Source organism: Pontibacter pamirensis (assembly GCF_010015475.1).
Classification (GTDB): Bacteria; Bacteroidota; Bacteroidia; order Cytophagales; family Hymenobacteraceae; genus Pontibacter; species Pontibacter pamirensis.
On sequence record NZ_SSNI01000004.1, the window covers coordinates 181998 to 207411 of the forward strand.

The window sequence follows — 25414 nt, forward strand, 5'->3', positions numbered from 1 at the left end:
CTCTGAAATTATGGCTGAAAATGTTTATGATGCAATTGTAGTAGGTTCTGGAATTTCTGGCGGCTGGGCTGCCAAAGAACTTACTGAGAAAGGTCTTAAAACCATTATGCTGGAGCGTGGGCGGAACATAGAACACGTAAAAGATTATGTAAACGCAACTAAGGCTCCATGGGAGTTTGAGCACCGTGGTGGCCGTACCCAGAAAATGATCGAGAACTACCCTGTGCTGAAGCGGGACTACGTGCTGAACGAACGAAATCTGGATTACTGGGTGAACGAAAAAGAAAGCCCTTATGTCGAAATAAAACGCTTTGACTGGTACCGTGGTTACCAAGTGGGTGGCAGATCCCTGACGTGGGGGCGGCAGAGCTATCGCCTGAGCGACCTGGACTTTGAAGCGAATGCTAAAGATGGCATTGCGGTGGACTGGCCTATCCGATACGCCGACATCGCCCCCTGGTATAGCCATGCTGAGCGTTTTGCCGGTATTAGTGGCTCGAAAGAAAATATCCCACACCTGCCTGATGGCGAGTTCCTGCCTCCAATGGAGATGAACTGCGTGGAAAAGGATGTGGCTGCGCGCATCAAGCAACATTATAACAATAACCGGCACATGATTATTGGTCGTGTTGCAAACCTAACGGCTGCACATCATGACAGAACCAACTGCCAGTACCGTAACGCCTGCTGGTTAGGATGCCCTTTTGGAGCCTATTTTAGCACTCAATCTGCCACTTTGCCGGCTGCCATGGCTACCGGAAATTTAACTTTGCGTCCTTTCTCTATTGTTACACGTGTACTTTATGATAAAGACACGAAGAAAGCGAGGGGAGTGGAAGTGCTGGACGCTGAGACAAACCAGACATATGAGTACCTGGCCAAAGTGGTGTTCCTAAATGCCTCTGCGCTAAACTCAACTTGGGTGCTGATGAATTCAGCTACCGATGTTTGGCCGGAAGGCCTTGGCAGCAGCAGCGGTGAATTAGGTCATAACCTGATGGACCACCACTTCCGTACAGGAGCCAACGGTACAGTAGAAGGCTATGAAGATAAGTACTATTATGGCCGACGGCCTAATGGTATCTACATTCCGCGCTATCGAAACCTCGGAGACGAAAAGCGTGATTATATCCGAGGCTTCGGTTACCAGGGCAGCGCAGGCCGTGAAGGGTGGAGCCGCGAAATTGCCGAAATGAATGTGGGAGGGGAATTTAAAGACGCCCTGACAGAACCAGGCCAATGGACAATGGGTATCAACGGCTTCGGTGAAACACTGCCTTATCACGATAATAAGATCAGCCTGGATAAAAATGTGAAAGACAAGTGGGGGCTTCCGGTGCTGGCCATTGATGCTGAAATAAAGGAAAACGAGCGAAAAATGCGTAAGGACATGAGTGCGGACGCTGCAGAGATGCTGGAGGCGGCTGGGCTCAAGAACGTGAAAACTTACGATGCAGGCTATGGCTTCGGGCAGGGCATTCATGAGATGGGAACAGCCCGCATGGGTAGAGACCCAAAATCCTCTGTGCTGAATGCTAACAACCAGATATGGGATGCGCCTAACGTTTACATAACGGATGGTGCCTGTATGACCTCTGCTGGTAACCAGAACCCTTCACTCACTTATATGGCACTTACCGCAAGAGCAGTAGACCATGCCGTGAATGAGTTAAAGCGACAGAATATCTAATCAATTTGTTGAGTTAGCTGGTATAGTGTTCAATCATTCAATCACTTATTAACTGGAAGGTAATGTCTAAAAAGGAAACAGCTGATTCTGCCGCAAGTAGTTCAAGAAGAAGCTTCTTGAAAGCGGGTGCCGTTGCAGCAGCCGGCTTCATGATTGTGCCGCGTCATGTGTTGGGAGGCCCCGGTTTTGTGGCACCTAGCGACAAACTTGTGATTGCCGGTATAGGCGTTGGTGGTAAGGGCGAAAGCGATCTGGCCAGTTTCTATAAGAGTGGCAAGGCTGATATTGCTTACCTCTGCGATGTGGATGACAGAAGAGCTGCCAAGTCAAGGGCCAGTTTCCCGAAGGCAAAGTACTACAAAGATTACCGGGAAATGCTGGACAAGGAGTCTAAAAACTTTGATGCCGTATCCATATCCACACCAGACCATAACCATGCGGTGCAGGCAATGGCCGCCATGCAACTGGGCAAGCATGTTTACGTCCAGAAGCCTTTAACACATGATATTTATGAGGCCCGCGCCTTAACCGATGCTGCCAAACGTTATAAAGTGGTGACGCAGATGGGAAATCAGGGAGCTTCCGGCGATGGTGTGCGGCAGTTGCGCGAATGGTTTGATGCCGGTGTTATCGGCGATGTGCATACCATCTATGCCTGGACCGACAGACCTGTGTGGCCGCAAGGCATTTCCTGGCCCACAGGAAAAGGGGAAGTACCCCCGGGATTAGATTGGAATCTGTGGCTGGGCACTGCCCCTTATCAAGACTATGTAGAAAAGCTGGTACCCTTTAACTGGCGTGGCTGGTGGGATTATGGTACCGGCGCTCTGGGCGACATGGGCTGCCATCTCATTGAAGCTCCTTTTAGTGTTTTGGGCCTGCAATATGCTACTGATGTACAGGCAAGTGTGGGCAGTGTGTACGTGGATGAGTTTAAGCGTGGATATTTCCCTGAGAGCTGCCCACCCTCCAGCCATGTTACCCTCACTTTCCCGAAGACAGCTAAAACACAGGGACCTATAAAACTTCATTGGATGGATGGCGGTATACAGCCGGTAAGACCAGAGGAACTAGGTCCAAACGAACTTTTCGGCGACGGTGGAAACGGGACTTTATTCGTAGGTACCAAAGGTAAAATGATGTCCAGTACCTACGCCGCAAATCCACGCCTGCTGCCGCTCTCTAGAAATGAAGAGGTGAAGGTGAAGCAAACTATACCACGCGTGCAAGGTGGTGCCGATGGCCATTATGCCCAATGGGTGGAAGGCTGCATTGCTGGGTACGGTAAAAAAGAACTAAGTGCACCTTTTGAAATTTCCGGTCCGTTAACAGAAGCTCTGCTCATGGCGAACCTCGCCATCAGGGGATACGATATCAGAAAGCCAAAAGCTTCCGGAGAAGGGTATGATTACCCAGGTCGGTCCGTAAAGCTACTGTGGGATAACCAGAACATGCGCATTACCAATTTTGATGAGGTAAACCAATTTGTGAAGCGCGACTACAGAAGTGGCTGGACACTTGGTGCTTGAAAAATGAAAATATTGGTGCCCGATTGAGAGGGCACCGGTACAGAGAAAGAAAATAATTTGATAACGCTGTCATTTAAAATAACATGAACAGACGAGAAGCTATATCAGCAGTAGCCTGGTTAATGGGTGGTACCTTGATAAGTGCTGACCTCTTGGTTTCCTGTACATCCAGAAAACTGGAGGTAGGCGATTTATTTAAGCAGGATCAGGTGGCGCTTTTAAACGAAGTAGGAGACACCATTCTGCCTGCCACTAGCACTCCTGGAGCCAAAGCGGCTAACGTGGGTGAGTTTATGGCTGTTATGGTGCAGGACTGCTATGCACCTGAAGATCAGAAGATATTTCTGGAGGGTATCACTAAATTAAATGAGGCCAGCGACAAAGAGTTTGGTAAAAGTTTTAATCAGTTAACTCCGGAGCAGCGAATTACTCTGGTAAGAGCATTGGATAAGGAGCAGCAGGAGCATATGCTCTCTAAAGCAGAAGGTGCGCCGAATCATTATTTCAGGATGATGAAAGAGTTGACCCTGCTTGGTTACTTTACCTCAGAGGTAGGCGCCACACAGGCCTTACGATACGTAGCAGTTCCCGGGCGGTATGACGCCTGCATCCCTTACAACAAAGGCGACAGAGCCTGGGCAACCTAAGTGCTGCGCCCATTTATACTAAACGTTTATCCTTTGCGCCTGATGAATGCGTAGAGGATAAACGTTTTATATGCAACTCATTAACTATATCTAAATAAAGAAATAATTAATTTAAAAAGTCTTTTGATGCATCAGAAATTAAGATTAGGAATGATCGGCGGCGGCCAGGGGGCTTTTATTGGCGCTGTACACCGCATTGCAGCTCAGATAGATAATCAATATGATTTAGTTTGCGGAGCCTTCAGCAGCAACGCCGAGAAATCGAAGGCGAGCGGTGATGAGTTGGGCTTATCACCAGACAGGGTGTATGCTACTTACCAGGAACTGTTCGAAAAGGAGAAGCAACTTCCGGAGAACGAGCGGGTGCAGGTAATCAGCATCGTAACACCGAACCATGTGCATTTTGAACCAGCTAAGCTGGCTTTGGAAAGTGGCTTCCATGTTATTCTGGATAAGCCCATGACCTTTTCTTTGGCAGAAGCCCTAGAACTGCGAGAGGTAGTAGCACGTACCGGGAAACTGTTTTGCCTGACGCATACCTACACCGGGTATCCAATGGTGAAAGAGGCGAAGCAAATCATAGCCTCCGGTAAGTTAGGAAAAATACGCAAGGTATATGTGGAGTATCCTCAGGGCTGGTTGAGCACCTTTAAGGAAGGCAGCGATAATAAGCAACTCAAGCAGGCATCCTGGAGAACAGACCCAAAGCAGAGCGGTATTGCCGGTGCTATGGGAGACATTGGTACGCATGCTTTCAACCTGGCTGAGTATGTAAGTGGCTTAGAGGTAACGCAGATCAATGCGGATATTAATGTAGTTGTCGAAGGGCGTCAACTTGATGATGACGGAGCTGCCTTGCTGAAATTCAAGAACGGGGCAAGCGGAGTTCTTTTTGCCACACAGGTTGCTGCCGGTGAAGAAAACAACGTGAAAATACGGGTATATGGTGAGAAAGGTGGTTTGGAGTGGCAGCAGGAGGATGAAAATACGCTGAAGCTGAAATGGCTCGACCGACCGACTGAAATTTACCGCACGGCCGGTGGTGAGTACCTTTCCTCTTATGCCCAGCACAATTCCCGCACCCCTGGCGGCCACCCGGAAGGCTACCTCGAGGCATTTGCCAACCTATACCGCAATTTCGCGCTGTGTGTGAAGGCTTACAACAATGGAGAGGAGCCGCAACCGGAATGGCAGGATTTCCCTGGTGTGGAAGATGGCGTGCGTGGCATGGCCTTCATTGAAAATGTAATTGCCTCCGGTAAATCGGATAAGAAATGGATTGACTTCACTATTTAAGATAAACTATGACGACTATACAAGGACCAGCAATATTCTTAGCACAATTTTTAGGCGATCAGCCACCGTTCGACAACCTGGAATCTATCTGCCGTTGGGCTAAAGGGCTTGGGTATGAAGGCGTGCAAATTCCAACTTGGGACTCCAAATATTTTGATGTTCAAAAGGCCGCGGAAAGCAAGACGTACGCTGATGAGATCAAGGGAATTGTGGAGGGACAGGGCCTGAAAATAACTGAACTATCTAGTCACCTGCACGGGCAGTTGATTGCTGTTAACCCCGCTTACGATACCCTGTTTGATGGCTTTGCTCCGGAACAGTACCGCAATAATCCGAAAGCTCGAACCGAATGGGCAGTACAGCAACTAAAGAACGCAGCGAAAGCATCTCAGAATTTAGGGTTGAATGCCCATGGTACCTTTAGTGGAGCTTTACTTTGGCAAACGGTATACCCTTGGCCTCAGCGCCCTGCAGGACTGGTAGAAGCCGGCTTCAAAGAACTGGCAAACCGCTGGACGCCCATTCTGAACGCGTTTGATGAAGCAGGTGTGGATGTTTGCTATGAGATTCACCCGGGTGAGGATTTGCATGATGGCGTAACGTATGAGATGTTCCTGGAAGAGGTGAACAACCATCCGAGAGCGTGTCTGCTTTACGACCCGTCGCATTTTGTGCTACAGGCTATGGATTATCTTTCTTACATTGACCATTACCATGAACGAATCAGGATGTTCCATGTAAAAGATGCGGAATTTAATCCTACTGGTAAGCAGGGCGTTTATGGAGGTTACCAAAGCTGGGTTAACAGAGCCGGGCGCTTCCGTTCTCTTGGCGATGGCCAGGTTGACTTCGGTTCCGTATTCAGTAAGTTGACAGCGTATGACTTTAAAGGCTGGGCGGTGCTGGAGTGGGAGTGTGCCTTAAAGCACCCGGAAGATGGTGCCCGTGAGGGAGCCATGTTCATACAAGATCATATTATTCGCGTAACAGAAAAGGCTTTTGACGATTTTGCCGCTTCTGGAGTAGATGAAGAAAAAAACCGCACTATATTAGGCTTATAATTTCAAACTAAGGAAAAAACTCATGAAAAAAATATGGATGGTGATTAGCTGCTGTACGTTTATGGCAGCATGTGGTAGTTCAGAAACCACAGAAGGTGAAGAATACTATAACAGAGATAATACCGAGGAAACACCTGTTTACAGTGATGCTAATTCAGATGCTGAATTAAGTGCAGCCACCAGACAATCTGAAGTTGACACAAGTATAAATCAAATCGGAACAGACAGATCGCCTGAGGTGGCTACTGCTCCAGCCACTACTACTGATGCTGCTACAGCAAATACCAGCACGGATGCTGCAAAAACCACTGCCGCTAAGCCAGTTGCTCAGGAGAACTTCGATAAAGGTAAAAATCTGATTGCTACCTCTGACTGCCTTGCGTGCCATCAGGTGGAAGCGAGATTGGTAGGACCGGGTTATGTAGAGGTTGCCGAAAAGTATGAATTTAACGATAAGAATGTTGACTACCTTGCCGGCAAGATAATAGAAGGCGGGGCTGGTGTTTGGGGGCAGATACCGATGTCGCCTCATCCGGATTTAAGCCGTGAAGATGCCAGAGAAATGGCTAAGTATGTGTTGTCACTAAAGAAATAAATATATGATTCGTACTTTCTTCTCCGCAGTATTATTGTCGGCAGTACTCCTATCCTGTCAGTCAAATCAAACAGAAAACGAAACGGCTATGGATACAGAAACTTCACCGGCCACTTCAGAAAATGAAGATGGTGACTGGGAGCCATTATTTGATGGCCAGACCACGAGTGGCTGGCACACTTACGGTAAAACTACAGCTGGCGAGGCCTGGAAGGCTGAAGACGGTACATTGTACTTGGATCCAAAAGCGGCTGAGGGAAGTAGGGGCGACATTGTGACGGATGAAGAATACGATGACTTTCACCTGAAACTGGATTGGAAGGTGGCACAGAATGGAAACAGCGGTATCATCTTTTATGTAAAGGAAGACCCTGCTAAGTATCAAAATACCTACAATTCAGGACTCGAAATGCAGGTGCTGGATAACGAAGGACATCCCGACGCAAAAATTGAGAAGCACCGCGCCGGCGACCTTTATGATTTGGTGACTGGTATCCCTGAGAATGTAAAACCTGCCGGAGAGTGGAACCAGGCAGAGATCATCAGCAAGGATGGAAGGCTGAAGCTAATCCAGAACGGAACACAGGTAGTAGATACCATGCTGTGGGATGACAACTGGAAAGCGATGATAGCCGGAAGCAAGTTTGCGGATATGCCGGACTGGGGAACATTCAAATCAGGGAAAATTGCGCTGCAGGATCACGGGGATGAAGTCTGGTACAGAAATATTATGATCAAAGAACTTTAGTACTTTACTTTAACTTTTAGTGCTTAAAAATCTAATAAACAGATTATTAGAAAATATTTAAACCAATCAGAGCATAATGCTTTTTGGTAAGCTGCTAACGTTACTTAAAGGGATTTCAAATTAAACTTAAGAAACCATGCATCCGGTTACCCGTGTAAAGTTGTCTTTCATGATGTTCCTGGAGTTCTTTATCTGGGGGGCTTGGTTTGTTACACTGGGTACATATTTACTATCAGAACTGTCAACCTCCGCCACACAGGTGGGGGTTGCTTTTTTAACGCAGTCTATTGGGGCAATTGTAGCACCCTTTATCATTGGTTTAGTTGCAGATCGTTTTTTCCCCGCGCAACGCATACTTGGTGTGCTGCACCTGTTAGGGGCTGCTTTATTGTGGTATGCCTCCGTCGCTACGGATTTTGATTCATTTTATCCTGCCATTCTGGTGTACATGGTGCTGTATATGCCTACGCTGGCGTTGGTGAACTCAATTTCTTTCCGGCAGATGCAGGATCCAAGCAAAGAGTTTCCCCCAATTAGAGTGCTAGGGACGCTGGGCTGGATTGTTGCTGGCTTAACAATCGGCTGGCTGAACTGGGAACAGAATGGAAACCTTGGCCTTACTTTTCGAATGGCATCTATTGCTTCTGCTGTACTGGGTCTTTTCAGCTTTACTTTGCCGCATACGCCACCAGTGAAAGGTGCAGGTAAGGCTACAATAGGTGATATGCTAGGTGTGGAGGCGATTGGTTTATTAAAGAACCGTTCCTACCTGACTTTCTTCCTGGCATCTGTTGCCATTTGTATACCACTGGCATTTTACTACAATTTTACTAATCCGTTCCTGAACGAGCTAGGGATGGATTCTGCTGCAGGAAAACAAGCAATGGGACAGATGTCTGAGCTGCTGTTTTTGCTCCTGATGCCCTTGTTCTTTGTCAGGCTGGGTGTAAAGAAGATGCTGGCCATCGGTATGTTAGCCTGGGTTGTGCGGTATGTGTTTTTCGCTTTTGGTGATATAGATGCCAATTACTGGATGCTGATAGGAGGGATTGTCTTACATGGCATTTGCTATGACTTCTTTTTTGTAACCGGCCAGATTTACACTGATAACCTTGCCGGGCCACGCTTTAAAAGTGCAGCACAGGGCATGATTACACTGGCTACCTATGGTGTGGGAATGTTGATTGGCTCCCTCTTATCTGGTGTGATTGTAGATGCTTTTCAAACGTCAGGGGGAGGCCACGACTGGCAGTCTGTTTGGCTGATACCGGCTGGCATTGCTGCTGCTGTACTGATTCTTTTCCTGCTGCTGTTCAGAGACAGGAAAGCATGCAAGGAGGCTACAGAGCATCTGAATACTGCTTCCGGTCAAACAAAAGCAAAAAGCTTATCTTAGCGATACTTTAAACTTTAACCTCATTCTATGTCACAGCACCCTAACCGTAGAACCGCAATTAAAAATGTATTGGCAGGTACTGCCGCTTTAACCGCTACTGGTATGATGAGTCCATTACTGGCACGAGCTGATAGTCTACAATCTTTACCACTGAAAGGTAATATTAACCACGCCGTGTGTCGCTGGACCTACGGCGGGTTGTCGTTGGAAGAGCTATGTGTTGCAGCAAAAGGAATGGGAATTAAGGGCATAGACCTTGTAGGACCGAACGACTGGCCTACACTGCAAAAGCACGGATTACATTCTACAATGTGCAACGGAGCAGAAATTGGTCTGTCTGAAGGATGGAACGACCCGCAGTACCATGCTACTTTGATAAAGAATTATTCTGAGATGATTCCTCGTGTTGCCAAGGCAGGCTATACCAATCTTATTTGTTTTAGCGGCAACAGAAAGGGAATGGATAATGAGACAGGACTTAAAAATTGTGCCGAGGGTCTGATAAATATAATGCCTCTGGCTGAAAAGCACAAGGTGGTGCTGGTAATGGAGCTACTGAACAGCAAAATAGACCATAAAGATTATATGTGCGACCACACCGCCTGGGGGGTGGAACTAGCCAAAAGAACGGGTTCAGAAAACTTTAAACTGCTCTACGACATCTACCATATGCAGATTGATGAGGGAGATGTTATTCGAACCATCAGAGACAGCCATCCTTACATTGCACATTACCATACTGCAGGCGTTCCGGGCAGGCACGAAATTGATGATTCGCAGGAACTTTATTATCCTGCGATCATGAGAGCCATCAAAGAAACAGGATTTATGGGGTATGTGGCGCAGGAGTTTATTCCAGAGCAGGAAGACAAGCTAGCCTCACTACAGAAGGCAATTCAAATATGTGATGTCTAAAAATTATTTAATATCAGAAATTTAACCATCCACTTATACTTTTAAAAGAGCATAATGAACAAAAGAAGAGCTTTCCTGCGATACGCGGGTTTACTATCAGCCGGAGTTTTCATGACTCCCGCCATCATCTCGTGCAACTCTAACAACGAAGTGGCTGAAGACACAACGGCAGTAGTTGATGATGCAACGCTTCCTGCCACTGCAACCGACACACCTATCGGCATTCAGCTGTACTCTTTGCGTGAGCAGATACAGAGCGAGGGGATAGAAGCGGTTATTCCTAAAATTGCAGCAGCAGGTTACAAGGAGGTGGAGACCTTCGGCTACTCCAAGGAGAATGGCTTCTTTGGTCTGGACGCGAATGAATTCAGCGAATTGCTGAAGGCGAATAACCTGACGACTCCAAGTGGCCATTATGGTTTAGATCCTTACCTGGAAGGTGGCAATGAGGAACTGCTTCAGTCTTACATTGACGCCGCGAAAGCAACAGGCCAGACTTACATAACTATTCCATACCTGGGAGACAAGCTGCGACAGGATGCTGACAGCTACCGAAAGTTGACGCAACGTATTAACGAGGCCGCTAAAACCGTAAATCAGGAGGGGCTAAAACTGGCCTATCACAACCACGACTTTGAATTCAAAGAATTGGGTGACACAACTGGATACCAAATACTTTTAGAAGAAACAGATCCGGAGCTCGTGAAAATGGAATTAGACCTTTACTGGGCTTATAGAGCCGGCAAAGATCCTGTCGCCATGATGAAAGAAAATCCGGGCCGTTTTATTATGTGGCATGTAAAGGACATGGACAAAAACAACCAGGCATTAAACACGGAAATAGGAAGCGGCAGTATTGACTATAAAACACTTTTCGCTAATGCCCCTGAGCCAGAGCATATCTTTGTGGAGCAGGAAAATTTTGCTGAAGGGATGGATCCTTATAACAGCATCAATCAGAGCTACGACTATGTTGCGGATACCTTATTACAGCAATAAAATTTTATAGCTTTTGTGAGTATCAATACAAAATGCATCCTTCCCTTGAGCGTTACTCGAGAGGAGGATGCATTTTTCTTATATCGTCAATCAAGAAAGTTCTCATACCTTTTGAAGCACCCACGTCGTCATACTTCTATCCTGTTCGACTAAGACAGTCTTCAGAGGCTCCAGAGATATGGCTCCTAAGGATACTGCCTGTTCCCGCAGCAGTGCCTCATCGGCCAGAAACCACACCGGCCCATGTGGCATCTGGTACTGGCGTCCACTTACCTGTTGCAGCTTTCCTGCCATACCAATTGTCGTACTAAAACGACTAAAAAACATACCGCCTGGTTTTAGTACGCGCCAAAGTTCCTGCACCATACTTTTGAAATGCTGCTCATCTTTAGCAAAGTGTAGTACCGCGCTGCATAGCACCACATCAAATTTTCCATCTGAATAAGGTAAATTTACTAAGTCAGAAACTACAAAATTCTGATGGTTTCTTTCCTGTTTTGCTTGCTCCGCTAGTTGCTGCACGCTAGCTATGGCTTCTTCTGAAATATCAGCTCCGTACACCGTTACACCTGCCTTTAGTAAGTATTCTATGTTTCTTCCGGCTCCACAACCTGCGTCAAATACTGTCATACCCTCCCTGATGCGGCCCTTCAGGAGCTGGTCGAACAGGTAAACATCTATGTTGCCAAAAATAGCGGGTAGAGTAGCAATAGCAGGCACGTTCATAAGGCGAATTGAAAATGTTTTCCCGCTCAATTTAAAACACATTCACTATACTTTTTGAAAAAAATTCGCATAATTGAATAGACGCTTGTTTAAACCTACAAACTATGAATTCAATTCCTGCACCAGCATCTCCACAAAATTCAGGACTCACAACAGCACAATTCCTGAAGAAATATGCGAACCATCCTACCTACAATCCTCCACGCGGACCTGAGCTTAACGCTAAGAACTGGCAGGCAGAGGCGGCGCTTCGTATGTTTCTTAATAACCTGACAGATGAAGTAGCGGAAGCACCCGCTGAGTTGGTTGTATATGGCGGAACAGGGCAGGCAGCACGCACCCCGGAAGATGCCCGGAAAATAATAGAAGTCCTGCTGGAACTGGAGGAGGATGAGAGCTTGCTTGTGCAATCAGGGAAGCCGGTAGGGAAGGTGCGCACCCATCCGGAGGCGCCACGGGTAATGATTGCTAACAGTAACCTGGTGCCACACTGGGCCACGTGGGAGCATTTCAATGACCTTCGCAAGCGTGGCCTGATGATGTATGGCCAAATGACGGCTGGCAGCTGGATCTACATCGGAACGCAGGGTATTCTACAGGGCACTTATGAAACTTTTGTGGCCTGCGGGAAAAAGTATTTCAATGGGGACCTGCGCCACAGGCTGCTGGTAACTGGAGGTTTAGGCGGAATGGGTGGCGCGCAGCCTTTGGCTGCAACCATGGCTGGAGCTACTTTTTTGGGTGTGGATGTTGACCCGGAGCGTATACGGAAGCGCCTGGAAACCCGCTATCTTCACAAAATGACGGATAATTACGAAGAGGCAAAGCAGTGGGTGCTGGAGGCAAAGAACAAGGGCGAAGCTGTTTCAGTTGGATTAGTCGGCAACATAGGAGATGTTTTGGAGCGCCTTCTGCAGGACAATATCATCCCCGATATACTCACAGACCAAACCTCCGCTCATGATCCGCTGAATGGCTACGTGCCTGATGGCTTCACTTTGAAAGAGGCGCAAGCACTTCGTGTAACTGCTCCTGATACGTACAAAGTGCACTCATTGAAAAGCATGGCCCGCCATGTGCGTTTTATGCTGGAGATGCAAAACCGCGGCAGCAAAGTGTTTGACTATGGCAATAACCTCCGTGAATTTGCGCAGCAAGGCGGCGAAACAAATGCCTTTCAAATTCCGGGCTTTGTACCGGAGTATATCCGTCCGCTTTTTTGCGAGGGCAAAGGTCCGTTCCGCTGGGCGGCGTTGTCAGGAGACCGGGAAGATATACGCGTGACCGATGAAGCATTAAAAGCACTGTTTCCTGAGAATAAGCATATGATTCACTGGTTGAATGAGGCAGAAGAAAAGGTGGCTTTTCAGGGGTTGCCCTGCCGCATCTGCTGGTTGGGAATGGGCGAGCGGGAAAAGGCTGGAATCCTGTTTAATCAGCTTGTGCGGGAAGGGAAAGTGAAAGCACCTCTGGTGATAGGGCGGGATCACCTTGATTGCGGTTCTGTTGCTTCGCCATACCGTGAGACGGAGGGCATGAAAGATGGCTCAGATGCCGTTTCTGACTGGCCACTGCTTAACCTGATGGCCAACACCGGCGGGGGCGCCACCTGGGTATCGTTCCATCACGGCGGCGGCGTAGGTATCGGCTATTCGCAGCATGCAGGTATGGTTATAGTAGCGGATGGTACTGATAGAGCTGAACGTTGCCTGCGCCGTGTGCTATACAATGATCCGGCCTTGGGGATTTTCCGCCACGCAGATGCAGGGTATGGAACAGCGCAGGATAATGCGGAGAAGTTTGGGTTAACTTTATAGTACAAACCTCAAGAGGTTGAAGCATTAGTGCGGAATAATTGCAGTGCCATACAGCAAACACAATCTTATCAATGAAATCAAGTCATTCTGAAATTACTTTAATCGGCCCTTTCAGTCAGCTCTTACCTATGACAGGTTTGCCCAAGGCAGGTCCTATCAAAGATGCGCAGCTGCAGGTGCTAAATAATGCCGGTGTGCTGGTACAGGGAGAGCAGATTGTAAAGGTGGATGCTTACCAGAAGTTGAAACAGGAGGCGAAGGCCAAAGCATATCATGTTGAAAAGATATCGCAGCCGATGGTACTGTTACCAGGTCTGATTGATGCGCATACCCACCTTTGCTTCGCCGGCTCCCGCGCGAATGATTATGCGCTCCGTCTGGCCGGCAAATCGTATTTGGAGATAGCACACAGTGGCGGCGGCATTCTGGATACGGTGCGCAAAACTAGGGATGCCACGCTCATTGAATTGGTAGACCTGCTAAAAAAGCGCTGCGACCGGCACTTATCTGAGGGAGTAACAACTTGTGAAGTGAAAAGTGGTTACGGCCTTACGGTGGATGATGAACTGAAGATGCTGGAGACGATAGCGCTCGTGCACAAGCATCATACGCTGGACCTGGTACCAACCTGCCTGGCTGCCCACACCCGACCACCGGAATTCACAGATTCAGGTCTCTATCTGCAGTATCTGCTGGCCAAGTTATTGCCACAGGTGCAGGAACAGGGACTGGCCAGCCGAATTGATATTTTTGTAGAAGAATCTGCTTTTTCTGAGCACGAATCTCTTGAATACCTGTTGAAAGCGAAGGAGATGGGGTTCGAAATCACGGTACATGCAGACCAGTTCAGTACCGGTGGAAGCAGAGTGGCAGCTGAGGCAGGAGCACTAAGTGCCGATCATTTAGAAGCCAGTGACGAGGCTTCAGTCGCGCTTCTGAAGGAAGCAGGAGTAGTGGCTACCGTATTACCGGGTGCTTCTCTCGGCCTAGGGATGAGCTATGCCCCGGCACGGAGGATGCTAGATAGTGGCCTATGCCTTGCCATTGCCACCGACTGGAACCCGGGTTCAGCGCCGATGGGGGATTTGCTAACGCAGGCGGCTCTTTTAGGAGCTGCTGAAAAACTTTCAACTGCCGAAACATTTGCCGCAATCACAACCCGTGCCGCTCAAGCCCTGAAATTATCTGACAGGGGCGAAGTGGGAAAAGGATGTTTAGCTGACATGATTGCGTTCCCAACAGCAGATTACAGAGAAATTCTGTACCAGCAAGGTAAGCTAAAACCTGCTATCATTTGGAAGAACGGTGTTCGGGTTAGCTAATGAAAAAGTCATATAAAGCATACATTTCTATTAAAAATTCTGCGCTACCTTTTCTAAAGAGATAGAAAACTCAGGCCTTAATATAAGTATCAAATGATTTATCAATAGCAACTAGTCACATGTATAAACCCGCTTCTAAACAAGCCTGGAAGGGCAGGACTGACGCACATGATGATGAACTGGAGTTTCGGTGGCATCAGGTAATCAAATTTCTGGATTTGTCAGGAGAAGTAACTCCCGTACCTGACGGAGAAGTTGCTTTTGTTTTTTTAGGTTTCTGCTGTGACGAAGGGGTGCGCCGGAACCAGGGCAGAACAGGGGCCGTTGACGGTCCTTCAAGCCTGCGTAGCGCTATGGCACCTTTTGCGCATCACCTATCGTCCAATGTCATGCTTTACGATGCCGGAGATGTGCTGTGCACGAATCAGAACCTGGAGGAGGCACAGGAACAATTAGGAAGAAAAGTGGCGGTTTTGTTGCAGCAGGGATACAAGCCACTGGTGCTGGGTGGCGGACACGAGATTGCCTTTGGTCATTTTTTAGGGTTGGATCGGGCAACCGTAAAGCAAAAACTCGGCATTCTTAACTTCGATGCGCATTTTGATTTGCGTTCTTATGCCCGGCACTCAAGTTCAGGTACTCCCTTCTTACAAATAGCTGATAAGCTGCATGCACAGGAAAGAGAATTTATATACAATTGCATTGGAATACAGCAGCAGGGCAATACGCGTATCCTCTTCCATATAGCGGAAAAGCTACAGGTACAGTATACGTTCGCGGAACAAGTGCAGGGGCATACATTGCCTGTTCTGCAGGAGCAGTTGCAGGTATGGATAGATCAGGTAGAAGCTATATACCTGACAATTGACATGGATGTATTTTCTGCTGCCTATGCTCCCGGAGTAAGTGCTGTAAATGCGTTGGGGCTGCAACCCGGAGTCGTGCTGCAACTGCTACAGCAGGTAATAGCAAGTGGTAAGTTGCTGAGCCTCGATGTGGCGGAGCTTAACCCTGCTTTTGACTCCGATAACCGTACCGCTAAACTTGGCGCAGCATTGCTGTATCATGCCGTAAGCGAATGGGCTAATGTATAACTGCCTGAAGTGCTATTAGCTCCGTATGGCACGGCTGCATTATTATATAGAAAATAAGCCGCACAGATTGAAGAGTCTGTGTGGCTTATTTTCTCTTAACGCCCTATTTTGAATTTAGTCCAGTATGTAGTATCGCTTGTAATTACTTCTACCAGATAGATACCTGGTTTCATTTTGCCTAATTTATAGCGCCAGGAAGAGCTATTATTTTTTATACTTACCGGCTTCTGGTAAACCACTTTTTGGGCAATATTCTTAATGCTTAGTACTGCGTTCTCTTTAAGATGCTGAGAGAAATCCAGTTGATAGGTGCCCTTGCCGGTATGATAGAGGTTTATACCTGTAAGCGATTCGTAATTATTGCTGCTATTATTCGCAGTACTTACCAGTACATGCTGGTGCTGTTGTGCTGGTAATACTGTTTTAGGGCTCTGTGCGTTGGTGCTCAAGCAAAGAGCAGTTGCCAGTGGTAACGCAGTGGCAAGCGCTAGGGTATACTTTTGCTTCGTCTTCATATTTCTCTTTGGGAAAAGTATAGGTACAGCAGGAAGTATACATATTTGAGGCCAGAATGTATAAACTTATTCTATAGTGAAGAAGAAATTTTCAACTCCTGAAGTAGAGAGTTGTAGCACAGGTTGTTAGTAGCGCCTTTTATTTTGAGGCCTCCAAGCCAGTAGTCTTCGGGTGTAACAGTGGCATGGCCTTGTAATACCAGTTTCCCCAATGAGCTTATGGTTAGAACTCCGTTATCGTGTACAAGTTGTGGCTGCAGGCGCTGAATTAGTTGCTGTAGCTGCCAATCGCCAAAGCCATAGCCCAGATGGTGATGCCAAAACTGTTGCATAAGTTGCTCCATTGTATCAGCGCCTTGCTGTATAAGCTCCAGCAGTGCACGTTCAGGGTGGCCTAAGCCGGTTTCACAACTTGGAAAGCGACTCAGATGCAGCGACATGGCCTTACGAAGCGATGGTTGAACTTCTTGATGCTGCTGTAAATAGAGCTGTAGCTTCATGGGATCCGGGCCTGCATATAAATGCCAGATCTTGTTGGCTTCTTGTAGCTGAGAAATAATCTGTCTTTGCCGCGTCTCGAAAAGCTGTTGCAGTTCTTCTAGTTTAAAAAGGGCAATATTTTCAGGCGGGGGAGGTGTGCAGATAGAAACAGAGGTTGGCTGAAGCAGGTACATGCGGTGCAGCAGGTACAGGAGGTTTACCTGGCACATGAGGTCAGCATCAAACCAAAGCACTACCTCAAAGAAACCGCTAGCCGCACTTAATTTTGGCAGCTCATCCAATACTTTCTTTTTATAGTCAGCTGCTGTTTCCTTATAAGTCTTAGTTATGTACTCCTGTCGCTTCTGCCAGAACGCGTGCTCAGGCAGGCTTGCTACAGTAGGCCCTTCTGAAAGAATTTCACGCCATACCAGTACCTGCCCAGGTAACTTGGCAGCTTCAAAGGCTGTAAGAGAGGCATCACCATTGATGATATGTAAGGTGGGTAGCTTTTTCATGCTATCTTAATTTTACTTTCCTATAGCAATATTTAAAAAGCCAGCTAACACCATTCGTGCAGCTGCCTTTTTAATTTTCAACGTTATGTTAGTAATGGCTTATTGTTGTTTGACTCTGTAAGCCACCACTCTGTTATCTTTAAATGTGGGTACTAATAAAAGCCCCAATCTTTCAGCGTAGCTGATGTCAGCGGTGTTCATGTTCTGGCCTTTCGTATTCAAAACACTCCAGTTCTTGCCATTGCTATTTACATAGTATATTTCACCGTCCCAGCTCGAAATGAGGTAATTCCCATCTCCTGCTTCCGCAATACCGTCCGCAGCGTCTATACCATCGGTCCAGTCAGTAAAATTTTTTGTTTCCGGATCTAAAAATCTAATCTTACCGCTGTTCTTAAAAGCTACTATCATGCGGTTGCCTTCTTTGTAGATGCCATTAGGGTTATCACGCCTGGTGTTATCTACCCAAACGCTCACGCGGCCATTATTGAGCTGATAAATACGTTTCTGGTCTGAGTCTGTGACAAACACGGTGCCATTGTTATCCACGGTTATACCATTCAAATTCCGGGCGTTTTCGGCTTTGTACTTTCCAAGTACTGAGCCAGTTTGCGTAGAAATTGCTACAATTTCATCTACATCGGCTACATACAGCACATTATTATGCAAGGCAGTGCCTTTAGGGTCATTTAGTCCGGACACCCAGTACAATTCTTCTATTTGCCCGGTTGTGCTCAGGCGGGAGATAAAGCCATCTCCGTCTTTGCGGGTACCTGATTGTTTGTTAATATTAGAAACATATATGGTGTTACGCACCGGGTCGTGTACAACCGATTCCGGAGTACGCAAAGTATTATCAGAGGCCCAAGCCTGCTCCAGTTCTACTGGAGCCCCGGACGAAAATAGCCTGCCGATACAACTGTTAAGGCCCACGAGCAGGAAAACAAAAAATGCATTCTGAAGTAAAATTCGCATAATATATAATATTGTTGATTTATATATTTTACGGTTCTAATTTCCTGCTGTTGTAAAAATGAGCATTAGTCTGAGTGTAAGCCAAGCTTCCGCAGGGTATTCTGACGCGAAACTTTACCTGTGGCTGTACCTGAAAATGTTGGACTGTAGATGATTTCTTTCGGTACTTCATACTTTTTAAGGCGCATCTGAAGGCGGCTGAACAGTTCCTTTTCCGCAGCCTCACTTAAAGGTTTCCCTTCCAATAGCAGCACAATTTTATCACCAAGCAGTTCATCGGGTTGCGCTGCTACAAAAAAGCGTGGAGCGTTCTCAATACCTGCTAAGGCTTCTGAAATTGCTGTTTCTACACTCTCAACCTGTACTTTCACGCCCCCTGTGTTGATGGTGTTGTCAGCGCGCCCTATCCAGCGGAAGCGACTTGGGGTGAGGAGCTCGACGATATCGTTTGTTACAAGCAACTCATTGTTTGTTATATCCCCTTTTATGGTCAGGCAGCCGCGTTTATCTATCCCTATCTGGATATCATCCAGCACCTGATAATAATCTGTGGCTTCAGAACCGTTCAGGCGGCGAATGGCTATATGCGATGCTGTTTCTGTCATGCCGTAAGTGAGGCAGACAGGTGGTTTTATTTGCTGAAGCTCCCTTTGCAAGGTAGCGGATATTGGGGCACCGCCCACCAGAATTCCCTTCATTCGGTTAAGCTGCGGCAGGGCCTCCGGCATTTCCTGCAAAATAGTTTGCAGCTGCAGAGGTACAAAGGAGGCAAAGTCCAGCTGCTCTTCCCGGTTCACGAGCGAAAGCGGGTTGCTGACAGGGTCTACAATAATGATGTTCAAATCAGCCTTGAAAGCCCTGACCAGCATCATCATACCAGCAATATATTCCGTGTTCAGACACACTAAAGCACAGTCTCCTTTTTCCAGGCGCAGCAGCTTAATTGTTCTGCGTGCACTGGCCTCCATTTGCTGGCGCGTCAGGTAAATAGTTTTGGGAACTCCCGTAGAGCCAGAGGTCATGATAGGAAATTCCTGTACACCGGTTAACCAATTGCGGCAGAATTCAAGCGTTTTGCTCTCGTAGCCGTCCAGGGGTATGCTGTTCCGGAAAGAATAGGCTGCTATTTCGTCGTAATAGAATTTTCTGCCGTTAAGCAGAAGATATTTTTCGTTCATGTATCAGTCAATTAACAGTATACAAAGTTGATGATTGGTGAGGAGAATCATTATTTCAATGATTACATTTCCTTACAAAAATGAACGTTAAGCAGCTTTAAAACAAGCAGAGCAGGCAAAGAAATAATGCTTTGCCTGCTCTGCTTGTTTTCTCGATTTGGATTATAAATTAGAAATAAATAGGAATAAAATCTGATTTAAGTCTTTATACTTTAATCAGATTTTTGATAAGCTTATTGGGTGATAAAATAAGTATGAATTCAACTCGTAACCTGAGTTTATCAGTCAACGGTGTCTTTTTTCTTTTCCCGTATCAAATGGTCTACTGAAAAGCGTCCTGAGCCAAAAACCAGGAAGAAAACAAGTAGGAGGAGCACTATGATTGAAGACCATAATTCTGTATTTTCAGAGTAAAAGCCCCTATCAGGGTTTATAAAGAAGACGGCACCTATCAGAATTGGAAGCTGGAAAAGAATGGCGGCGCGTGTGATAAGTCCTATAGCAATAAGTACCCCACCTGCTAAATGCGCCATGGCAACATAATGTGCCAGACCTACAGAAACCCAGGGAAACTCGCTTTTCTGAAGAATACTCATCAAGGCTTCTGTGTCCTGTATAAACATGACGCCCTTGATAAACAGGAAAACTCCGAGCCCTACGCGGATAAAGTCGAGCCAGAGCGGGTGGTGTGTGTCTGACCAGCGCTCCATACGATACATGTTTTGTGTTAGGTTCATGTCAGTAAGTGTTTAAGTAAACAATTGGTTTATAATTACTTAAACGATTTCTGTTATTTTTTGGACAAAGCCAGTTTTAGTGATTCTAAATACAGGCTTCGGGACATAGAAAGAGCGGGAAATGGGAAGCGCCTTATTTTCATACCATCATGGGTAAGCAAATGCTGCTACATGAATTCGGAGCAAAAAAGCATCTACTGCTACAACGGTTTACACTTCGGGGACTCTATTCTGCATCATCCGGCTCTGGGTACTTCTGACGCAGGAGCTTGTTGTCTACAGAATAGCGGCCAGGGCCTACAATCATAAAGAACAGGAGCAGGCACGTTACTAGTATAGATAACCAAAGTTCCGTGTTTCCTACCTGAACACCGCGCTGTGGATTTACAATAAGTACAGCGCCAATCAGGATGGGGAACTGGCAAAGCAGGGCAAGACGGGTTAAGCAACCAAAGGCTATCATCAATCCTCCCACTATATGCACTACACTGGTTAGTATGGAAGCTTTTTTTATATCAAGAATATCCTGACTTTGGCTGAAGATATAGAATACATCACTGGTATGCTCCAGGAACATAATTCCTTTGAAGAATAAAAATAGACCCAGTAGAATGCGCAAACCATCCATCCAGATAGGATTGTTGGCGCTATTTACGCGGGCAGAACTGTTTACCTCCTGTGTTAAACTCATGGGCAGAAATTTAATATAACAGGTGCTATATTTATATATACGTCTCCTGCCTCCTAACTGGTTGTGCAGCTAAAGAGTTGATTTTCAGATGGAGTCCTGCCATAAAAAGGCAGCACCCATAAGATTAGAATGCTTCAGCTTTATGGTATCATAATACTGAAAAAGCTTTCAAATCATCTCAAATTTTTTCAGCCTTGATTTATTTAGTAAATAACCTTTCTGATAGCCTGACGGTACCGGGTAAATGCCTCTGCATTGGCGGGGCTATCCGTGAAAACCTCCAGTATACCAGCTCCTGCTTCTATCGAGAAGAAGGCTGGAAGCACTTCTTCCAGCTCTTTTATACTATGTACAGGAGTATAACCCATGTTGAAATCCCGCGCCGTATTTTCCGCATTGAGTGCCTGATGTGTTTCAAAATAAGGCTCCAGTTCCGGCTGCTGTTTTGGGCCATCAATCAACCTGAAGATGCCGCCGGCGTGGTTGTTAAGCAGCACGATGCGCAGGTTCTGGGGAAGGTAATTGTGCCACAGCCCATTCCGGTCGTAGAAGAAAGCTAGGTCGCCGGTGAGCAGGGTGGTGATACCGGAACTGACGAGGGCGCAGCCTACAGCGGTGCTGGTGCTGCCATCGATGCCACTTGTGCCGCGGTTGGCATATACCTGTACATTTTGCGCTGGGTGCAGCGCCAGTATGTTGGCATAGCGCACCGACATGCTGTTTGCCAGATGGAGGTTGCTCTGTTGCGGTAAGTGCTGCAGTACTCGTGCCACTACAGCCAATTCGCCATAGTTTGCTTCAGAAACATGCTGCTGTATAAATTTTCCGGCCATTTCATTCATGTTTTGCCACACTCTGGCAAAAACAGTAGCACCTGTTTCTTCGGCACCAGCCAGACTAGTGAAGAAATGAGCAGGTTTACAGCGTATGATTCTGGTTAAAGTTTGAAAGGTGTCTGCCACATCTCCTGCTGCCTGCAGGTGCCAGTGTGCCTGTGGCTTATATTTCCGGAGGTAAAGCTTCAGACTTTTCGAAATGATGGACTTTCCAAGTGTAATCAGCAGGTCTGGTTGCAAGGCTTTAAGCTTCTCCTCATTAGGGCAGGAGAAGATGGCATCCTGGTAACGAACCACCTCTTTACTTTGCTGCACATTACTGATTATGTCTCCAACTACAACAGCACCTCTTTTTCTAACAAACGCTTCCAGGCTTTGCAGCAGTTGTAGGTCATAGGTATCCTGGCCTGCCACTATGAGCACACGCTGATGCTGCTGCAATTCCTTCTGCAGTCGCTGTGCCTGTTGATGGTTTAGCTCAAAGGCATTGTGCTCTTCCTCAATTACCTTAAGCCTGTCACTGAAGGTTACTTTTTCATCCGGGGCAGGATAAAACGGCTCGCGTAGCGGCACATTAATGTGTACTGGTCCTGCCGGGAAGGCAACGGCCGTGTTCAGTGCGTCCGAAACCATGCGTTCGCTGTGCCACACAGCATCGGGATGAGAAAAGTCTGCGGGAAAGGTATAGCTCTGCTTGATGTGTTGTTCATATATGTTCTGCTGCCGGATAGTTTGACCGTCTAACTGATCAATCCATTCAGGAGGCCGATCGGCGGTGAGCACCAGCAGCGGTACCTGCTGAAAGAAAGCTTCTGCTACTGCAGGCGCATAATTTAAAGCTGCCGTGCCAGAGGTGCATACCAATACTGTAGGCTTACCTGTTGTCATTGCCATACCTATGGCAATGAAAGCCGCTGCACGCTCATCGCTTACCGTGCGCACTGTCAGTTTCGGGTGGCGGGCAAAAGCAATTGTAAGCGGTGCGCAGCGGGAGCCAGGGGAGAGGATCACTTGTTCTACGCCTTTGCGGGCACAAATCTCCGCTATGTTTACGACAGGTTGAATTATCATCGCTATTTGTTATTCGTTGATGGTTGCAGTTTTACCTAAAGCCGCAATTTTTCAGAAACTAAAGTACTTGATGAAGAATTGATTTGATATCCATTCGGCATACAGCCTTTCTCATCTTGCAGACATATTGATTTTAGTCCAGCAACTAATAACAAACAACCTAATTAGAATTGTTGAAGAATCCGCTGCATGGCAACCATTTTGTGCTGCGTTTCCATCCATTCTTTTACCGGGTCAGACTCAGCAGTAATGCCAGCGCCAGCGTAGATGATGGCTTTGTCTTTTAATAATTGCATGCAGCGCAGGTTCACGAATAAATGAGTACCTGCTTTGCTGTTTACAGGACCCAAGAACCCGCTGTAGTAACCACGGTTATAATCCTCGTGCTCCAGTATAAACTGCAGTGCGGGTGCTTTGGGTAATCCGCAAACAGCAGAAGTAGGGTGCAGCAAGCGCAGCATGTCTGTTCCCAAGGTCGGAAAGTCTACCTCTTTCAGATCAACTTTGAAATCCGTGCGCAGGTGCATCAGGTTGCCTGCCACCACCGTGCGAGGACCTATTTCAGTATACTCGCGTAAGCGCAGGCTTTTGAAGCAGAGCAGAATATAGCGTTCCACCATGGCTTGCTCTTCGATTTCTTTTTGTCGCCAGATAGCGTCAGCTACACTCTCGGTAGCAGGCTGTGTGCCTGCCAGCGCCACTGTATGGAAAACCTGTTGCTCATTTATACTTACCAGTATCTCAGGAGAGGCTCCAGCCCATGTTCCCACGCCCGGAATTGAAACCACCGAAACAAATGCACGTGGGTGCTTCTGGCACATCATTTCAAATACAGCTGCCAGGTCTAGGTGCAAAGGCAATGAAAGGACGCTGTTGCGGGATAGTACCACCTTCTCCATTTGCTCCTCCTTTATTGCGGCTACAGCCGCTGCTACTGCATTCTGAAAATGCAGATCCGACTGCTGCTGTTGTTGTATACCAGCATTTGAAGTATGCCAACTCCTGTGTGGTAGGTCTGCACCAGGTTCCAGGGCTTGCATAAAATCAGCCACCTCGGGTGCGGGCGCATCAGCTGCCGCCGTAAGTTTACCTGTTGCCTGGGTAACATACAGATCTGATTTGATAAAAAGATTTGGTGTTGGCTCGCTTTCCTGAAAAGGGCAGAAGAGGAAGCCGAAAGGGCTGTTTTCCAGTGCCGGTGGCGTTGGCGTAAAGCTATCCTGAAGCGACACAGCGACATGTGCTTCATGTGAATGAGGCAACCGCCAGGCTGCTACTGCTTTACTCTTCCTGATAGCCGTATAAATAACAGGAGCTAAGGTGTTGCTATATGCCTCTGCACCAGTTGCATCACTTTCTGAAGCAGTAGCTTGTTCCATTTTTATTATTTCTTATCGATTACGGCCACTGTCATGCGGCTGATGCAAAGCAGATCGCCTGCTTCGTTTATGATTTTTGTTTCCCATATCTGGGTGCTGCGCCCGTTATGTATGGCCGTGGCTTTGGCATAAACCCAGCCTTCACGCACACCCCTGATGTGGTTTGCATTAATTTCTAAACCGACACAGGCCTTCTTTGTTAGATCTACCTGAAGGGCGGCTCCCATACTTGCCAGCGACTCGGCCAGTACCACGGACGCTCCCCCGTGTAAGAGCCCCATTGGCTGGTGTGTGCGGTGGTCTACCGGCATTTTCCCACAGATGTAGTCATCGCCTACTTCTGTTATTTCGATGCCAAGATATTCCATCATTGTATTTTTGCACCACTGCTTTACCTGTTCTAACGTACTATAATTTTCGTGTGTAGACATGTATGCCTAAATTAGGGCTTCATATGTATAAAAGGCAAAAGTAGAAGAATTTTGAGTATTAAGAAAGTATACATTATTCGTCACGGACAGACGGATTATAACCTGAAAAGTATTGTGCAGGGTAGTGGCATTAACTCCTCTCTTAACGAGACAGGACAAGCGCAGGCCAGGCTGTTTTATCAGAAGTATAAAGACATTCCTTTTGACAAGGTGTATACCTCCACCTTACAGCGCACCATTCAGTCGGTGCAGGGTTTTCTGGATCTGGGCCTGCCGCACGAGCAGCACGCCGGCCTGAACGAGATTCACTGGGGCACCCGTGAGGGTACACGTATGACACCGGAAGAAGATCATTACTATGCCGATATGCTGCTGACCTGGCGCGAGGGGAACTGCGATGTATGTATAGAAGGAGGGGAGAGCCCTGAGGTGGTGGCAGCAAGGCAGAAGCCATTTATTGACCTAATGCTTAGCCGGCCGGAGGAAAAAACAATTCTTATCTGTATGCACGGGCGCGCGATGCGTATTATGTTATGCAACCTGCTGCGCTACCCGCTGCGTTGCATGGACCAGTTTGAGCACCTAAACCTGTGCCTATACCAACTTGAATATACAGGTACTATGTTCACTGTAAAGAAGCATTGTGATGTGTCGCATCTGGTGGAGGAGCAACCTGTTTAAAGGCTTTTAACAAATAAGAAGCATATAGTTTGAATAAAATATTTTTAAATCTAAATTTGGGCTGATATATACAGACAAACAGACCAA

Annotated in this window: 24 protein-coding genes; 14 read left to right on the forward strand and 10 right to left on the reverse strand. The window is 47.0% G+C overall.

The window, feature by feature from the left end; genetic code table 11:
• Positions 1-10: 10 nt before the first annotated feature.
• The 10 genes from E1919_RS06000 to E1919_RS06045 all read left to right on the forward strand — a co-directional run bounded on the left by E1919_RS06000 (position 11) and on the right by E1919_RS06045 (position 10876).
• Positions 11-1690, forward strand: coding sequence for a GMC oxidoreductase (locus E1919_RS06000; RefSeq protein ID WP_162052447.1), 1680 nt, complete (start codon positions 11-13; stop codon positions 1688-1690).
• 62 nt (positions 1691-1752) lie between these two features.
• Positions 1753-3219: a Gfo/Idh/MocA family protein gene (locus E1919_RS06005; protein WP_162052448.1), complete on the forward strand. Its 1467-nt coding sequence runs from the start codon at positions 1753-1755 to the stop codon at positions 3217-3219.
• 83 nt (positions 3220-3302) lie between these two features.
• Positions 3303-3866: a gluconate 2-dehydrogenase subunit 3 family protein gene (locus tag E1919_RS06010; protein WP_162052449.1), complete on the forward strand. Its 564-nt coding sequence runs from the start codon at positions 3303-3305 to the stop codon at positions 3864-3866.
• Positions 3867-3992: 126 nt separating this feature from the next.
• A complete protein-coding gene (locus tag E1919_RS06015) occupies positions 3993-5162 on the forward strand; it encodes a Gfo/Idh/MocA family protein (RefSeq protein ID WP_202915859.1) in 1170 nt (389 codons plus the stop codon).
• An 8-nt stretch (positions 5163-5170) separates the two neighbouring features.
• Positions 5171-6223 carry a sugar phosphate isomerase/epimerase family protein gene (locus E1919_RS06020; protein WP_162052450.1) on the forward strand — a complete coding sequence of 351 codons (1053 nt, stop codon included), beginning with the start codon at positions 5171-5173 and terminating at the stop codon, positions 6221-6223.
• A 22-nt stretch (positions 6224-6245) separates the two neighbouring features.
• The gene (locus tag E1919_RS06025) at positions 6246-6818 is read left to right on the forward strand and encodes a c-type cytochrome (RefSeq protein WP_162052451.1); all 573 of its coding nucleotides are present in this window, start codon (positions 6246-6248) and stop codon (positions 6816-6818) included.
• Positions 6819-6906: 88 nt separating this feature from the next.
• Positions 6907-7566 carry a 3-keto-disaccharide hydrolase gene (locus E1919_RS06030; protein WP_162052452.1) on the forward strand — a complete coding sequence of 220 codons (660 nt, stop codon included), beginning with the start codon at positions 6907-6909 and terminating at the stop codon, positions 7564-7566.
• Between the two features lie 136 nt (positions 7567-7702).
• Complete coding sequence (locus E1919_RS06035; protein WP_162052453.1) at positions 7703-8962, forward strand: nucleoside permease; 1260 nt, start codon at positions 7703-7705, stop codon at positions 8960-8962.
• Positions 8963-8989: 27 nt separating this feature from the next.
• Positions 8990-9877, forward strand: a complete 888-nt coding sequence (locus E1919_RS06040) for a hydroxypyruvate isomerase family protein (protein WP_162052454.1) — start codon at positions 8990-8992, stop codon at positions 9875-9877.
• 54 nt (positions 9878-9931) lie between these two features.
• Positions 9932-10876 (forward strand): sugar phosphate isomerase/epimerase family protein, encoded by a 945-nt coding sequence (locus E1919_RS06045; protein ID WP_162052455.1) that lies wholly within the window; start codon positions 9932-9934, stop codon positions 10874-10876.
• Between the two features lie 102 nt (positions 10877-10978).
• Here the strand turns inward: E1919_RS06045 and E1919_RS06050 are convergent, their stop codons facing one another.
• Entirely contained in the window at positions 10979-11602 is a 624-nt protein-coding gene (locus E1919_RS06050) for a class I SAM-dependent methyltransferase (RefSeq protein WP_237144040.1), read from the reverse strand.
• A 104-nt stretch (positions 11603-11706) separates the two neighbouring features.
• Here E1919_RS06050 and hutU point away from each other — a divergent pair, with 104 nt between their 5' ends.
• The 3 genes from hutU (at position 11707) to hutG (ending at position 15835) form a co-directional block, all read left to right on the forward strand.
• A complete protein-coding gene (gene hutU, locus E1919_RS06055) occupies positions 11707-13419 on the forward strand; it encodes a urocanate hydratase (protein ID WP_162052457.1) in 1713 nt (570 codons plus the stop codon).
• A gap of 71 nt (positions 13420-13490) precedes the next feature.
• The gene (gene hutI / locus E1919_RS06060; RefSeq protein ID WP_162052458.1) at positions 13491-14741 is read left to right on the forward strand and encodes an imidazolonepropionase; all 1251 of its coding nucleotides are present in this window, start codon (positions 13491-13493) and stop codon (positions 14739-14741) included.
• Between the two features lie 119 nt (positions 14742-14860).
• Positions 14861-15835, forward strand: coding sequence for a formimidoylglutamase (gene hutG, locus E1919_RS06065; RefSeq protein WP_162052459.1), 975 nt, complete (start codon positions 14861-14863; stop codon positions 15833-15835).
• A gap of 95 nt (positions 15836-15930) precedes the next feature.
• Here hutG and E1919_RS06070 read toward each other — a convergent pair whose 3' ends face one another.
• The 9 genes from E1919_RS06070 to E1919_RS06110 all read right to left on the reverse strand — a co-directional run bounded on the left by E1919_RS06070 (position 15931) and on the right by E1919_RS06110 (position 24586).
• Positions 15931-16350, reverse strand: coding sequence for a hypothetical protein (locus E1919_RS06070; RefSeq protein WP_162052460.1), 420 nt, complete (start codon positions 16348-16350; stop codon positions 15931-15933).
• 71 nt (positions 16351-16421) lie between these two features.
• On the reverse strand, positions 16422-17348 hold the full coding sequence (locus E1919_RS06075) for a DUF1835 domain-containing protein (protein ID WP_162052461.1): 927 nt from the start codon (positions 17346-17348) through the stop codon (positions 16422-16424).
• A 99-nt stretch (positions 17349-17447) separates the two neighbouring features.
• The gene (locus E1919_RS06080; protein ID WP_162052462.1) at positions 17448-18323 is read right to left on the reverse strand and encodes an SMP-30/gluconolactonase/LRE family protein; all 876 of its coding nucleotides are present in this window, start codon (positions 18321-18323) and stop codon (positions 17448-17450) included.
• A 65-nt stretch (positions 18324-18388) separates the two neighbouring features.
• Positions 18389-19501 carry an AMP-binding protein gene (locus E1919_RS06085; RefSeq protein ID WP_162052463.1) on the reverse strand — a complete coding sequence of 371 codons (1113 nt, stop codon included), beginning with the start codon at positions 19499-19501 and terminating at the stop codon, positions 18389-18391.
• Positions 19502-19782: 281 nt separating this feature from the next.
• Positions 19783-20238, reverse strand: a complete 456-nt coding sequence (locus E1919_RS06090; protein ID WP_162052464.1) for a DoxX family protein — start codon at positions 20236-20238, stop codon at positions 19783-19785.
• 226 nt (positions 20239-20464) lie between these two features.
• Positions 20465-20929: a DoxX family protein gene (locus E1919_RS06095; RefSeq protein ID WP_162052465.1), complete on the reverse strand. Its 465-nt coding sequence runs from the start codon at positions 20927-20929 to the stop codon at positions 20465-20467.
• A gap of 203 nt (positions 20930-21132) precedes the next feature.
• The gene (gene menD, locus E1919_RS06100; RefSeq protein WP_162052466.1) at positions 21133-22836 is read right to left on the reverse strand and encodes a 2-succinyl-5-enolpyruvyl-6-hydroxy-3-cyclohexene-1-carboxylic-acid synthase; all 1704 of its coding nucleotides are present in this window, start codon (positions 22834-22836) and stop codon (positions 21133-21135) included.
• Positions 22837-23000: 164 nt separating this feature from the next.
• Positions 23001-24215: a chorismate-binding protein gene (locus tag E1919_RS06105; protein ID WP_162052467.1), complete on the reverse strand. Its 1215-nt coding sequence runs from the start codon at positions 24213-24215 to the stop codon at positions 23001-23003.
• A 5-nt stretch (positions 24216-24220) separates the two neighbouring features.
• Entirely contained in the window at positions 24221-24586 is a 366-nt protein-coding gene (locus E1919_RS06110) for a hotdog fold thioesterase (protein ID WP_317168195.1), read from the reverse strand.
• 111 nt (positions 24587-24697) lie between these two features.
• Here E1919_RS06110 and E1919_RS06115 point away from each other — a divergent pair, with 111 nt between their 5' ends.
• Entirely contained in the window at positions 24698-25327 is a 630-nt protein-coding gene (locus E1919_RS06115) for a histidine phosphatase family protein (RefSeq protein ID WP_162052469.1), read from the forward strand.
• The last annotated feature ends 87 nt before the right edge of the window (positions 25328-25414 follow it).